The sequence below is a fragment of the Apibacter sp. HY039 genome (assembly GCF_004023655.1).
GTDB lineage: Bacteria > Bacteroidota > Bacteroidia > Flavobacteriales > Weeksellaceae > Apibacter > Apibacter raozihei.
Genome location: NZ_SAYM01000002.1, coordinates 650,910 through 663,061 on the forward strand (window position 1 = coordinate 650,910; position 12,152 = coordinate 663,061).

Sequence of the window (12,152 nt, forward strand, 5' to 3'; positions counted from 1 at the left end):
AATAATTATATAGTTCCAAATACATCAATGGTCTGACCTTCTTTAACGTCAACCATTGCTTTTTTTAACTTATTCGATTTTGCTACCTGTAGCCCTGTTTTTGTGTATTTAGTTTTCACTACAGGGGCAGATATTAGGGTCCTTACTGCAGTTACTTGTACACCATAGGCTTGTTCTACAGCACGTTTGATCTCTGCTTTGCTCGCTCTGGGATTTACTAAAAATGTAAAGCGATTTCTTTTTTCAGCGACATCATTTGCTTTTTCTGATATAATAGGTCTTACTAGTACAGACATAATTCTACTTTCTTAAATTTTCTTGAATTTTTTCTACTGAACCTTCAAATAAAACTACTTCATTCGCTCTTAAAATGTCATAACTGCTTACTGCGTTAAATTCTAACACTTTAGTTTCCTGCAAATTACGAGAAGACAAATATACAAATTTGTTAGCCTCTCCTAATACAAACAAAGTCTTTTTGTTAGCCAATCCTAAGTTTTGTATTACCTGAATAAACTCTTTAGTTTTTGGTGATTCGAATTTCAAATCTTCAACTACTTTAAGATTATTGGTTTTTATTTTTTGGCTTAGTACTGATTTTTTAGCTAACCTTTTTAAAGATTTGTTTAATTTAAATCTGTAATCTCTTGGTCTTGGCCCGAATACTCTTGCTCCACCTTTGAACAAAGGATTTTTGATATCCCCTTTTCTGGAACCACCAGTTCCTTTCTGACGGTGTAATTTACGGGTTGAACCGCTTAATTCTGATCTTTCTTTGGACTTATGAGTTCCTTGTCTCTGTGCAGCCAAAAATTGTTTTACCTCAAGGTAAACCGCATGTTGATTAGGCTCCACAGCAAATATTGTTTCGTCTAAAGAAACTTTTCTTCCTGTTTCTTTTCCGTTTTTATCTAGTACTACTAATTCCATCTTCTTACGATTACATATGAATTTTTAGGCCCCGGAATTGCACCTTTTACTACTAAAAGATTTTTTTCTTCGTCCACTTTTATTACCTCTAGATTTTGTACAGTAACCTGATTACCTCCCATTCTTCCAGCCATTCTCATTCCTTTGAAAACTCGTGAAGGGTCTGAACCTGCACCAATAGAACCTGGCGCTCTTAAACGGTTGTGCTGTCCGTGAGTAGCTTGCATTACACCTCCAAATCCGTGTCTTTTAACTACCCCCTGAAAACCTTTTCCTTTAGATGTTCCGGTTACGTCTACATATTCTCCTTCAGAGAATAAATTTACTTTTACCACATCTCCTAATTTCAAATCATCAAATCCATGATGAAACTCCACCAATTTTCTTTTTGGTGTTGATCCTGCCTTTTTGAAGTGACCTAGTAGAGCTTTGCCTACATTTTTTTCACTTCTGTCATCGAAACCTAATTGAAAGCTTTTATATCCGTCTTTCTCTTTGGTTCTGACCTGTAAAACTGTACATGGACCCGCTTCTATAACGGTACAAGGAATATTCTTACCTTGCTCGTCAAACAAACTGGTCATGCCAATTTTTTTACCAATAATTCCTGACATTTGTTCTATTTATAATTTTTTCGGATTGCAAAAGTATAAAAAAAAATCAACATTTTAACATTCTGATTCAAAATTTTTTATATTCTTTACTTATTTTTATTTTTCTGTATTCGAGATAAATAGAATTTGTCAAAAATTTGTCTTTCTTCTAATTTTAACTGTTTAAAAAACTAAATAAAATTACACAAAATATTTAATTAAAATTCTCATTTCCCCTATCTGAAATTTATCTGATTAAGTATGGTGCGTAATATTTATTATCTTTACATCTTTTAACTATTTAAAATAATTTTATGAGCAAATTAATCCTACCGGAGGGGTACACACCTTCCCTAAACTTAAGACAAACCGAGTTAGGTATTAAACTAATAAAAGACTTTTTCCAGTCTAATTTATCTTCTGAGCTGCATCTACGTCGTGTAACGGCTCCTTTGTTTGTATTAAAGGGTACGGGAATCAATGACGACTTAACGGGTTTGGATCGTGCCGTGACATTTCCGATTAAAGACCTGGGAGATCAGCCTGCAGAAATTGTCCACTCACTGGCAAAGTGGAAACGATTAACTCTTGCCGATCTACAAATTGAAGAAGGATTTGGTATTTACACAGATATGAACGCAATTCGTGCGGATGAGGAAATGGATAACACTCATTCTCTTTATGTTGATCAGTGGGACTGGGAACGTGTGATTAGTATTGAGGATCGTACCGTTTCATTTTTAAAGGAAATCGTAATCAATATTTACGATGCTGTCCGCCGTACAGAATATATGGCTTATGAAATGTATCCGGAGCTAAAGCCTCGTCTTCCTAAAAACATTCAGTTTATTCATTCGGAAGAATTGTTGCAATTATATCCTACTCTTTCGCCTAAAGAAAGGGAAAACAAAATTGCTGAAAAATATGGCGCTGTATTTATTATCGGAATCGGAGATCGTTTGAGTAACGGTGAGCCTCATGATTTACGTTCACCTGATTATGATGACTGGACCTCCGTTTCTGAATTGGGATTAAAAGGACTGAATGGGGATATTATTTTATGGAATGATGTTTTAAAACAGGCTTTTGAAATTTCTTCTATGGGGATACGAGTAGACACTGAAGCTATGATACGACAATTGGAAGCCACCGGACAAAACCAACGTAAAAATTTATATTTCCATCAACGTTTACTTGCTAATGAGCTTCCCCTCTCTATCGGTGGAGGAATCGGACAATCTCGACTGTGCATGTTCCTGTTACAAAAAGCTCATATTGGAGAAATACAATCCAGCATATGGCCGGAGGATATGAGAAGTGCTTGCGATAAGGCAGGTATTCCTTTGATTATATAACTTCTACACACATAAAAATTAAAAGCCTTCTTATAAGAAGGCTTTTAATTTTTTAGAACGAAACTCGTATTCCTGTTCCTCTTCGGTCAGAAATCAGAGATACTTTATATCTTCCGGGTGTTTTCTCTTGATAATCTTCAATTGATTGATTATATAATTCAACTGATTTTTTTATTTTCTTTTTACCTACTATTTTTAAAGGAATTGTTGCTACTAAAAAAGTTCCTCCTATGATTGCTGTTGTAACGGATGTAGTTGTTTCAGCGTTTGAGTTAGATTCTGAATTACCATACGTATCAATTAGAAAACCTCCAGCAGCTATTGCTATTACCCAAAAAAAGTTATATCTCCCAGTGTTCTCAACGTTTTTCCATCACTATATTTCTCTAATGCTGCTTCATTATTTTTCATTTGTTGATGAACTTCGGTTCTGGAAAGAAATCTATCTCGTAGTTTTAGTTTTCTGAAATTTTGAATTCCAATGTCTGTGCTTGAATCTGACTTAATCCAACAACAAACATTAAGGCAAGTGCTTGTACTTTCATCGTTAAATATTTTTAAATGTGTTTCTCTAGTTTTAATTTATCTTACTTTATTCCGGTTCAAACCATTCTCCTTTTTCTGCTACTTTAATTAAATGCCCTATAGTTAAAAGGGGTATAGGAGTACGCTTATTTTTACCTGTGAGTCTTGCCCATATGTCTTTTAAATTTAAGGTAGGTTCCGGACAAAAGTAATCTAGTATATTGAAGTCATTGATTTTTATTTTGAAATATTCAAAGTAATCAACAAGCTCAAAATATATTTCATCTTCAGTAGTATACAATTTATTTAATATAGTGTTTTCATCAATTATAACAAAACCTTTAAATTTTCTTTTAAAATAATCAATTACTTTATTTTCTATACTCGTTCTATTTACTAAAAACTTTTTCAAATTCTTCTTTATACGTAAATTCCCTATATTAAAAACTATTATAACAAGATCGTTTTACTTGAGAATTAAATATTATATTTTCATTAATTATTTTTTCAATATATTATATCAATAAAATCATGTCCGCTAAATTTATCTTCATAAATATTATATTTCCCAAAATTGGTTTTAGTGAGTTTTTCATATAATTTTTTTTGATCATTCTTTATACTTATTTTATATTGATGAAAACTATTAAAAAGAATTATTTTAATTTTTATTTTTTCATCACATACATTGTTTCGCATAATTTTGTATGTCAATTTTTCTTTTGAATTAGCATTAATCAAATATACTAACTTTTGATTACTTTGAGTGTATTCTTGATATAAATCAGATTTATGATATAAATTTTTTACTATTGAATCAAATTTCATATTTACTTCCTCCCATGGAGTATTGCGACTATCATATTGCCCTAACTTGTTTATAAACAAATGTTGACAATCACTAATAAATAATAAATCTTCATTCACAATTGATCCTTTTTGATAATGATTAGGAAAGCCTACTTGAAAATACGGCATATATAAATAATTTTCCTGAGATAAATTATTTATATTTAATACAATTAGAGAATCTTTCTCATTATACAGAAGTTCTACATCTATATTTTTCTTATCATTTTGATAATATTTATCACATGAGAAAAAATCAATAATATTATAAAATATTTTATACTATGTAACGTCATTTTATTTTTATGCTTCCTAAAAATTTTATTTTGTCGTATAAACCTACTTCAACAGAATCTGTGAAAACATTTTTTATATTACTTAAAAGTTCTTGTCCACGTAAACCTAAACCCAACCAACCATTTGTTTTCAAGAATTGATATGTCATTTTCTGACTAGCCTGATGAACTAAATTGTCAACTAAACCTGTTGCAGCGTCCTGCCTCCCACGCGTAAGACTGACCCGTTCGCTAAAAATGTCTACCAGACATTTTCTTTACGCTCCGCCCTCACCGGTTAAGGCGGAACCGAAACCTCCACTTAACGTTCCAAAAAACAGGGTTCCAAAAGTTTTAGAACCATTAATTCCTGCTGCTGCACCTCCTAACCCTACGGCTTAGATCTACAAACTACCAATACTCTTTAAAAAAATATATTTTCATTTTCTAAATAAAGTGTATCTTTAGTCATACACACATTATCATAAATAAAATAATTATCTGTTTATTATTTTAATCATACTTAACTTTTAGAGTATCTCTTATATAAACATCTTTTTTATAGGGATAATATCCTTGTAACTTCATATTTTCTAAAGCTTTCAATCTATGCTTTAGAACAGAGTCTCTAGACATCTCAGAACGTACGGCATATTCAAATTGATTATTTAAAATATCTCCATTATGACTAAATTTATACAATAAAGCTACTTTACTCTTTTTCTTAATACAAATACCGTCAAATAAACAAATTAATATACTATCATTACCTATTCCATAGTTATTTTCAGGAACATAATTACATCGAGATGGATAGATTGAATCTATCTTTTTATTTAATGTTATCATACTTAACAAATCATATGAGCCTTCTATTTTAGAAAAACTAAATAGTGATTCATATCCTTCAAGTCTATTAATTTTTCTACTTAATACAGGATAAAAAAAATAGCCTGTATTTTTTTTATCAACGAAAGAAAACCTATTTCCTATAAAATAATAATTGGTATCTGTTTTATTAACATATTCTATAGTTAGAACTGTATCTTTTTTATTGAAAGTAGCTATCATTTCTATCCCTTCCTGATCATTTTTAGTATTTGCTTCTTTTCTTATGCAAGAAACTATTATTAAAGGTAAAATTATATAATATATAATGTTTTTCATTTTATTAAAATTTTATTATCCTTTTCAATATTTTAATCGAATTATATAACTTAGGATATTCTTCTGCTATTTGACTAGAAGCACCTAATAAATCTCTATTCACTGTGTTTTCTTAAATCAATTTCCTAAAACCCAAAGAAGCAGAAAAAGGCAAAATACTATTAAAAAAACTTCCAACTTGTTTTTTCTTTTATTGACCTAACTTCTATTAAATGAATTATATGCAATACTGCTATTGCTGCACCGATCCCTACCTCTAGGATCACTAAACTATTAATACTCTTAAAAAATGGAATTTCTGTAAAAATGCTAGAATTCTTCTATCACTAACAGCTTAAAATTACAAGATTTTTTTATTTAATAAATATATTTTCATTTTCTAAGTAAAGTGTATCTTCAGTCTTTAACTTATTATCATAGATTAAATAATTTTTTAGTTGTAATTCTTTCATTCCTTTGTAAAAATTATCAGAATTTTTTTGTCCTTTTATTCTATTATTTTTTAGTTCATTAAAAAAATTCAACATATATATTTTACCATTTATATGTTTTTGCTTATACTTATCCATTGATAATTTATAAAATAGTTTAATATTCTTTTTGGAATCAATATTAATTAATCTATTAAAATAATATAAAGAATCTTGTTTTCTCATATCAGGAAAATATTTTTTGTAATTGACTCGTATCATAATTGAATCCATTAATAAATTAAGTTTTTTTCTATAATAAATACTACTCTCCCCTTCAACACGGGTTAACATGACACTAAAATGTCCGGCAAGTAATTCACTATTTAAGCTATTGTTATACTTTATATCTTCAATTAATACTGGTATTAAAAAATATTTATTATTTGAATAATTAAATAAGGTTACTTGAAGTAAAGAATCTCTTTTAATATATTTATACGACGTCTCTATTTCTTCATTCAGATTATAATTTTCTTTTTTTTCACATCCACTGAGAAAAAACAATATGAGTAACGATATTTTATTTAATCTTAACATTTCCTAATGATTTAATCGTGTTATGAGTGGTGCCACTTATTTCTTGTAACATCCAATTTTCTAATGCTAGCATAGCTATCTACTCATATTAAAATTGTATTTATTATTTGTATCGATTTTTGCAGGAGGCTACATTAAGTTACTTAATTTTTATTCAATAACTTTAATATACACTCCTCCAAATCCTTTATAAACAGGTACCTGCCTTTTACTCTGTGAAGAATCTATAAGATTATACAATTTAGGAGATACTTGTACACTTAAAAAATTATCTTCAAAATCATCTTTAGATAAAAAATATTTCAAATACATGGAATCTTTTTTATAACCTATAACCATAGGTATAATTAATTGTGTTTTACTATCTACTCTTTTAAAAAAATCTTTAGGAATTTTTAATTCTGATGAATCAATCTCTACTTTAAATTTATCTCCATTTAAATTATTCTGTTCCAGTAATTTAATTGTATTTTTTTTAACATGATGTAATGCCTCATCTGTACTTATTTCACTACATGAAAATAAGACAATGATCATTAAAAATATAAAAGATAATTCTTTCATAATCGTTTGATAACTTATTTTTTTAATACACATAAAATATTAATAAATATAAATTAATATTAAAAAAAGTATCATTATAATTATACCATTTACAAATATTAAATATTTCACTATTTTATCCTTTTTAAATAGAAAAAATAAAAATGCTATATTAAGAAAAGCACTTATGATATAAATATATACTGGATAAATCAGGCTATCTAAAACAGTATAAGAATGCCAATCAATAGCACTATTGATTATAAAAAATGCAATAAAATAGATACTGCAATTAACCAATATATATAAACTACTTTTAAAATAACTTCCAACTTGTTTTTTCATTTTTTTATCTATGCTTGCCCGCTAATTATAAAGGTATGCATTTTATAAGAAAAGAGTGGTTTTCTTTTACCGTGAAAAAAAACCATCTTTAGACTTGTGGGAAAAACGCTCACAAAGAAAAAATTTAAAAGACTTCTTTAATAAAAATGTAGCGGTTTTGTAAGGTGAAAAAATAGAACTTATTGTTCTGTTTTTCTTACATATCTGTAAAAATTATCATTCCCTTCTACAAAATAGCCTGCTTCATCATCTAAGGTAAACCAAATAATCAAACTATCATTATTTATCACATTATAATATTTCAAAACATAGTGCGTATATCCTACCTTTTCATTAGTTCTAATGTAGTATTTACATTTAAAGTTATGAACATCTATCTTTTTTTTGGTAAAGTAATCATTACTCCTTTTTATCAGAATTTTTTCATTTATCTTATCACTATTACAAGAACTAAAAGCTAACATAATAATAGCAATTTTATATAATTTATATAATCTCTTCATTATTCCCCTATTTTAGATGTCCTTTTTTTCTTATAGTAAATAGCTTCCCTCTCATGCACAACAATCTGGCTCAAAAAATCTTTCTTTATTCCGGTTCAAACCATTCTTCTTTTTCTGCCACTTTAATTAAATGTCCTATAGTTAAAGGAGGTTTTAATGGATAGTCATATTTTTTTCTTTTTACTATTTGATTTATAAAATAATTCCATGTTATTATTGGATCTCCTTGAAAAAAATTAAATTCATCAAATCCCTCACTATTAATATTAAATTTTTCAAAGAATAAGTTCATTATTTCTATTGCATCTGTACCCAAAACCTGAAATAAGTATGGATCTGCTATATTAGAAGAAGATACTAGTTCCTACACTCCAATTTTATCTTTAAAAAATGAAATTACTCTTTCTTTCATACTTATATTCTAAAATGTAAATCGTTTGTAAACTCTATGTATTCCATCTATCATTATTCCTCCTCCTATCAAAGAAGCATTTCTACCAAGAAATGTTGCTAAATTTTTAGATAACACCCCACTTACAGTATACCATCCTCTATTCTTCCATGGATATCTTGTAAGACTATATTTTTTTATCCCATTTGATTGAAGTTTCTTAGTAAAATAGACCGTAGCCTTATTAGCTACTTTAGATGCATCACCAACATTCATAGCTCTGATATTTTTAATTGATGTTTTAGGTATAGTTGTTAAACCCATTTTTGCAAGCGTCAATCCTGCTTTTATCTCACCAAATCCGGCATAAATCTGAAACATATCCCAACTAGGATCATACAAAGTTCCTCCTGTTCCTGTATTGGCTAGTACGCCATAGGTTCTGTTGTAAGAAACTTCTCCTCCTGTTTGAAAGGGTACTCTGGTTTCTACAACTTCCCCATTTTCATATAAATAATCCATACTATCTCCTCCATTATTATTTATCTGCTTATATCCTCCATTCTCATCTTTTTCATATCCATTATCCGGTGAATCTGTATGCATCGCGTGATTCAATCCACTAACCACTAAACCTGTTACGGCGCCATGCCTCCCACGCGAGAGACTGGCTCGTTCGCTAAAAATGTCTACCAGACATTTTTTTTACGCTCCGTCCTCACCGGTTAAGGCGGAACCAAAACCGCCACTCAAGGTGCCAAAAAAAGGGTTCCAAAAGTTTTAGATCCATTGACCACTATAGCAGAAGTCATTATACTATTAAATCATTCTTATTAATCAAATAGCATTTAATTTTTATTACATATTATTATCCCAAAAATTTTAAAAATATCCGTCAAAACTCCCTCTTTATTAAAAAAATATACTATGGTGAATATATTTGAGAAAATAAAAAATTGCCATCCTAAGGTATCTAATGTAGAATCAAATATATTCTTAGGTTTATAATTTTTATCTTTTCGAATTTTAAATATGAATAACCAATAATCCATTCTTTTTTTTAAAAAGAACAAAAAATAGATTCCTAAAAATAGTATAAAAATTAAATTCTGAATAATATAATTACACATCTTTTTTATTTAAATATAGTTTCCTATTTTTCCATACCTCTCCACCTGCTGTAGATACTCCTATAAACAAAAACTTCCTTGTATTTGACTACATTATTTGATAATAGACACATATTTTTTTCTTTAAAGTATCAATTATTAAAATGTCAAAATTTCTATTATCTTCTTTATTTATGATACATTTATAATAACCATTTGTATTGTTTATAAATTCTCTGGGAATTTCATTTGGTGGTAAATTGTATTTAACAGGAAGACTCTCTAATCCATTAATATTTGTTTTATCCCAATTTTTAAATTCAAACACTTGAATTTTTATACCATCTCCATTAGGAGACCATTCTTCCTTTTCTTTTACTTTCTGTAATTTAAAATTATGAAAATCTACATCAAAATTTTTATCTATTACCGATTTATCACTAGAAAAAAAATTATATAGCGCAAATATTGTTATTATTAAAATTCCGATTAAAAATAACATAATAATTATTTTATTATTTTTCATTTTCGTAAATAATCTTGATTAAATTTAATTTCAAAAGCTTTTCCGCTCGAATAAATATTATATGTTCGTGTTTTTATCTCGTTAAAAACAGTCCTCGTTCCCCAAGGTTTTGGATCAAAATCGTATTTATCATAAAATGATCGAAACAAAATTTTTCCATTTATCTCTCTATATGTAATGGTAGCTCTACCAAATGAATTTGCTAAATCAAAGCCCGAATCATAAAAATTTATTGAGGCTTGGTAAACATTATTTTTAGCATCTATCAGGGTTGCGTTTGCATAATCCACTTTTCCTTTTGAAACTAAATATAAAAATTCTTCTTCTGTTAGGTTAATTGTTTTTTGTGTTTTACCCTCATAATGACTTTTTAATCTATCAAAAAATTTAGGCTCATCTCCGTCGTTACTATTATCAAGGTTCCCTACTGCTATTTTTTCTCTATGTGTCACATGATTCAATCCACTAACCACTAAACCGGTTGCGGCGCCCTGCCAGAAATTGCCGTTAGTCAAGACAGAACCGAAACCGCCACTCAAGGTGCCAAAAAAAAGGGTTCCAAAAGTTTTAGATCCATTAATTCCTTAATTCCTGCGGTTGCTCGCAACTTGAAGAATATTCTCATAAATTATCTAGATTTAATAACATTAAATCAATTGTTTTTTAATCAAAAATTTTATTTTTATTCCTCATCTTCTGGTGGGTAATATATATCAAAATCAAACTCTACATCTACCTTTCGTATAAAATCATTATACCTTTTATTTAGATGTACCCAGGGAGTACTTTCATTTTGATTTAGTATAAATATAGCTAATGAAAATTCAAACTCGCATTTATGCTTTTCACTTAGCATTTGTAATTCTTCTATTTTCGGCTCTAACAAGTCTAACATAACATTTAGCTGATCTTCAAAAGAACCGTATTTATCTAATGAACTTTTTAATATCCATCCGTTTTGTTTTGATATCTTTGGATTTTCAGGATTTATTCGTTCTCCTTTTACATAAACTTTTGAGGGTATAATTCTTAGTATATGAGTGATTTCTTTATGGGTAATATCTTCATAATTCCATATACTAAAATCAAAATGAATTTTATTTTTATATTCTTTTTTCATTGCTATAACATTAATTGCTTATTATTTAGACCATCATCTAACATCATAAAAATAATTTCTGGTATTACGGGTACTCTAATTAAACTCCCTGCTGCCTTCTCCATTATTTTTAATAATCCATCTCCTCCCATTTTATTTAATAAAGAACTTGTAGATAAATTATTTAAATTATGTCCAGTCCATTCTCCCGGACCATTCCCTCCTTTAGGTTTTTCATATACATTCCCCTCTTTATCTTTATATAAATCCTTTTTTCCACCCCCTTTTCCTTTATCACTATGATCCCATCCGGCTTCTTGCAATTTTTCTATTTCTCCTTTTGATAAAAGTTTATCCTGTCTCCAATTTCTGTTAGGATTGGGATCTCCTCCAGTATTTTCTAGAAAAGTTATCTTTTCTATCTTATGTACCACATGATTCAATCCACTAACCACTAAACCTGTTACGGCGCCCTGCCTCCCACGCGAGAGACTGGCTCGTTCGCTAAAAATATCTACCAGACTTTTTTAACGCTCCGCCCTCATTAGTTAAGGCTTGCCCCCTGCTCAAGGTTCCTCATATATAGTATAAAATATTCATTATTCCGGTTCAAACCATTCTCCTTTTTCTGCTACTTTAATTAAATGCCCTATAGTTAGAGGTGGCTTTGTAGGATATACAATCTTTCGATTTAATATTTTCTTAATTAATAATTTCCAAGAATAATCGGGATATTGAAAATATTTATCTATAATAAAATTAGAATAATTAATAGAAAACTCCTTAAAATATTCTTCCATAACATATTCTGCATCTAAATCAAAGAGAGAATACTTAGGATCTGCTATATTACTTGATAAAGTAATATTCTTTATCCCTAATTTATTTTTAAAGAATTTAATAACTTTATTACTTAAATCTGAAGCATTCAT

The 12,152-nt window shown here is 28.9% G+C and carries 19 protein-coding genes; 2 read left to right on the plus strand and 17 right to left on the minus strand.

Going from position 1 to position 12,152, the window contains the following annotated elements:
- Positions 1–5 precede the first annotated feature (5 nt).
- Genes rplW through rplC form a run of 3 tightly spaced genes read right to left on the minus strand, consistent with a single transcriptional unit; the run spans position 6 to position 1,544 of the window.
- Positions 6–296 carry a 50S ribosomal protein L23 gene (gene rplW / locus EQ921_RS07020; protein WP_128331091.1) on the minus strand — a complete coding sequence of 97 codons (291 nt, stop codon included), beginning with the start codon at positions 294–296 and terminating at the stop codon, positions 6–8.
- Between the two features lie 4 nt (positions 297–300).
- The gene (gene rplD / locus EQ921_RS07025) at positions 301–930 is read right to left on the minus strand and encodes a 50S ribosomal protein L4 (RefSeq protein ID WP_128148988.1); all 630 of its coding nucleotides are present in this window, start codon (positions 928–930) and stop codon (positions 301–303) included.
- Complete coding sequence (gene rplC / locus EQ921_RS07030) at positions 921–1,544, minus strand: 50S ribosomal protein L3 (RefSeq protein ID WP_128148990.1); 624 nt, start codon at positions 1,542–1,544, stop codon at positions 921–923. The genes rplD and rplC overlap by 10 nt, the downstream gene beginning before the upstream one ends.
- A 293-nt stretch (positions 1,545–1,837) precedes the next feature.
- Here rplC and asnA point away from each other — a divergent pair, with 293 nt between their 5' ends.
- Complete coding sequence (asnA, locus tag EQ921_RS07035) at positions 1,838–2,878, plus strand: aspartate--ammonia ligase (RefSeq protein ID WP_128331092.1); 1,041 nt, start codon at positions 1,838–1,840, stop codon at positions 2,876–2,878.
- A 592-nt stretch (positions 2,879–3,470) separates the two neighbouring features.
- On the opposite strand, the gene EQ921_RS07040 is transcribed toward asnA, so the two are convergent.
- The 3 genes from EQ921_RS07040 to EQ921_RS14740 all read right to left on the minus strand — a co-directional run bounded on the left by EQ921_RS07040 (position 3,471) and on the right by EQ921_RS14740 (position 4,682).
- Positions 3,471–3,815 (minus strand): DUF1493 family protein, encoded by a 345-nt coding sequence (locus tag EQ921_RS07040; RefSeq protein WP_164875599.1) that lies wholly within the window; start codon positions 3,813–3,815, stop codon positions 3,471–3,473.
- Between the two features lie 95 nt (positions 3,816–3,910).
- Entirely contained in the window at positions 3,911–4,381 is a 471-nt protein-coding gene (locus EQ921_RS07045) for a hypothetical protein (protein ID WP_128331094.1), read from the minus strand.
- 163 nt (positions 4,382–4,544) lie between these two features.
- Positions 4,545–4,682 carry a hypothetical protein gene (locus EQ921_RS14740; RefSeq protein ID WP_164875600.1) on the minus strand — a complete coding sequence of 46 codons (138 nt, stop codon included), beginning with the start codon at positions 4,680–4,682 and terminating at the stop codon, positions 4,545–4,547.
- Between the two features lie 40 nt (positions 4,683–4,722).
- Between EQ921_RS14740 and EQ921_RS07050 the strand changes: the two genes are divergently transcribed.
- Positions 4,723–4,929: a hypothetical protein gene (locus EQ921_RS07050; RefSeq protein ID WP_128331095.1), complete on the plus strand. Its 207-nt coding sequence runs from the start codon at positions 4,723–4,725 to the stop codon at positions 4,927–4,929.
- Positions 4,930–5,040: 111 nt separating this feature from the next.
- Here the strand turns inward: EQ921_RS07050 and EQ921_RS07055 are convergent, their stop codons facing one another.
- From EQ921_RS07055 to EQ921_RS07105, 11 genes are all read right to left on the minus strand, one after another.
- Positions 5,041–5,694, minus strand: a complete 654-nt coding sequence (locus EQ921_RS07055) for a hypothetical protein (RefSeq protein ID WP_128331096.1) — start codon at positions 5,692–5,694, stop codon at positions 5,041–5,043.
- Between the two features lie 353 nt (positions 5,695–6,047).
- Positions 6,048–6,704: a hypothetical protein gene (locus EQ921_RS07060; RefSeq protein WP_128331097.1), complete on the minus strand. Its 657-nt coding sequence runs from the start codon at positions 6,702–6,704 to the stop codon at positions 6,048–6,050.
- A gap of 150 nt (positions 6,705–6,854) precedes the next feature.
- Positions 6,855–7,268, minus strand: a complete 414-nt coding sequence (locus EQ921_RS07065) for a hypothetical protein (protein ID WP_128331098.1) — start codon at positions 7,266–7,268, stop codon at positions 6,855–6,857.
- A gap of 503 nt (positions 7,269–7,771) precedes the next feature.
- Entirely contained in the window at positions 7,772–8,095 is a 324-nt protein-coding gene (locus tag EQ921_RS07070; protein ID WP_128331099.1) for a hypothetical protein, read from the minus strand.
- An 85-nt stretch (positions 8,096–8,180) separates the two neighbouring features.
- Entirely contained in the window at positions 8,181–8,411 is a 231-nt protein-coding gene (locus EQ921_RS07075) for a DUF1493 family protein (RefSeq protein WP_255424448.1), read from the minus strand.
- Between the two features lie 105 nt (positions 8,412–8,516).
- Positions 8,517–9,092, minus strand: a complete 576-nt coding sequence (locus EQ921_RS07080; RefSeq protein WP_128331101.1) for a hypothetical protein — start codon at positions 9,090–9,092, stop codon at positions 8,517–8,519.
- A gap of 612 nt (positions 9,093–9,704) precedes the next feature.
- The gene (locus EQ921_RS07085) at positions 9,705–10,121 is read right to left on the minus strand and encodes a hypothetical protein (RefSeq protein ID WP_128331102.1); all 417 of its coding nucleotides are present in this window, start codon (positions 10,119–10,121) and stop codon (positions 9,705–9,707) included.
- Positions 10,118–10,660: a hypothetical protein gene (locus tag EQ921_RS07090; RefSeq protein WP_128331103.1), complete on the minus strand. Its 543-nt coding sequence runs from the start codon at positions 10,658–10,660 to the stop codon at positions 10,118–10,120. The genes EQ921_RS07085 and EQ921_RS07090 overlap by 4 nt, the downstream gene beginning before the upstream one ends.
- 143 nt (positions 10,661–10,803) lie before the next feature.
- Complete coding sequence (locus tag EQ921_RS07095; RefSeq protein WP_128331104.1) at positions 10,804–11,241, minus strand: DUF4279 domain-containing protein; 438 nt, start codon at positions 11,239–11,241, stop codon at positions 10,804–10,806.
- Between the two features lie 2 nt (positions 11,242–11,243).
- Positions 11,244–11,654 carry a polymorphic toxin type 33 domain-containing protein gene (locus tag EQ921_RS07100; RefSeq protein WP_221410478.1) on the minus strand — a complete coding sequence of 137 codons (411 nt, stop codon included), beginning with the start codon at positions 11,652–11,654 and terminating at the stop codon, positions 11,244–11,246.
- Between the two features lie 165 nt (positions 11,655–11,819).
- The gene (locus EQ921_RS07105) at positions 11,820–12,152 is read right to left on the minus strand and encodes a DUF1493 family protein (RefSeq protein WP_128331105.1); all 333 of its coding nucleotides are present in this window, start codon (positions 12,150–12,152) and stop codon (positions 11,820–11,822) included.

Excerpts from the sequence above, each read along its gene's own strand:
- rplW (WP_128331091.1), bottom strand. The coding sequence starts at position 296 with ATGTCTGTACTAGTAAGACCTATTATATCAGAAAAAGCAAATGATGTC.
- rplD (WP_128148988.1), bottom strand. The coding sequence starts at position 930 with ATGGAATTAGTAGTACTAGATAAAAACGGAAAAGAAACAGGAAGAAAA.
- rplC (WP_128148990.1), bottom strand. The coding sequence starts at position 1,544 with ATGTCAGGAATTATTGGTAAAAAAATTGGCATGACCAGTTTGTTTGAC.
- asnA (WP_128331092.1), top strand. The coding sequence starts at position 1,838 with ATGAGCAAATTAATCCTACCGGAGGGGTACACACCTTCCCTAAACTTA.
- EQ921_RS07045 (WP_128331094.1), bottom strand. The coding sequence starts at position 4,381 with ATGCCGTATTTTCAAGTAGGCTTTCCTAATCATTATCAAAAAGGATCA.
- EQ921_RS07055 (WP_128331096.1), bottom strand. The coding sequence starts at position 5,694 with ATGAAAAACATTATATATTATATAATTTTACCTTTAATAATAGTTTCT.
- EQ921_RS07060 (WP_128331097.1), bottom strand. The coding sequence starts at position 6,704 with ATGTTAAGATTAAATAAAATATCGTTACTCATATTGTTTTTTCTCAGT.
- EQ921_RS07065 (WP_128331098.1), bottom strand. The coding sequence starts at position 7,268 with ATGAAAGAATTATCTTTTATATTTTTAATGATCATTGTCTTATTTTCA.
- EQ921_RS07070 (WP_128331099.1), bottom strand. The coding sequence starts at position 8,095 with ATGAAGAGATTATATAAATTATATAAAATTGCTATTATTATGTTAGCT.
- EQ921_RS07080 (WP_128331101.1), bottom strand. The coding sequence starts at position 9,092 with ATGCATACAGATTCACCGGATAATGGATATGAAAAAGATGAGAATGGA.
- EQ921_RS07085 (WP_128331102.1), bottom strand. The coding sequence starts at position 10,121 with ATGAAAAATAATAAAATAATTATTATGTTATTTTTAATCGGAATTTTA.
- EQ921_RS07095 (WP_128331104.1), bottom strand. The coding sequence starts at position 11,241 with ATGAAAAAAGAATATAAAAATAAAATTCATTTTGATTTTAGTATATGG.
- EQ921_RS07105 (WP_128331105.1), bottom strand. The coding sequence starts at position 12,152 with ATGAATGCTTCAGATTTAAGTAATAAAGTTATTAAATTCTTTAAAAAT.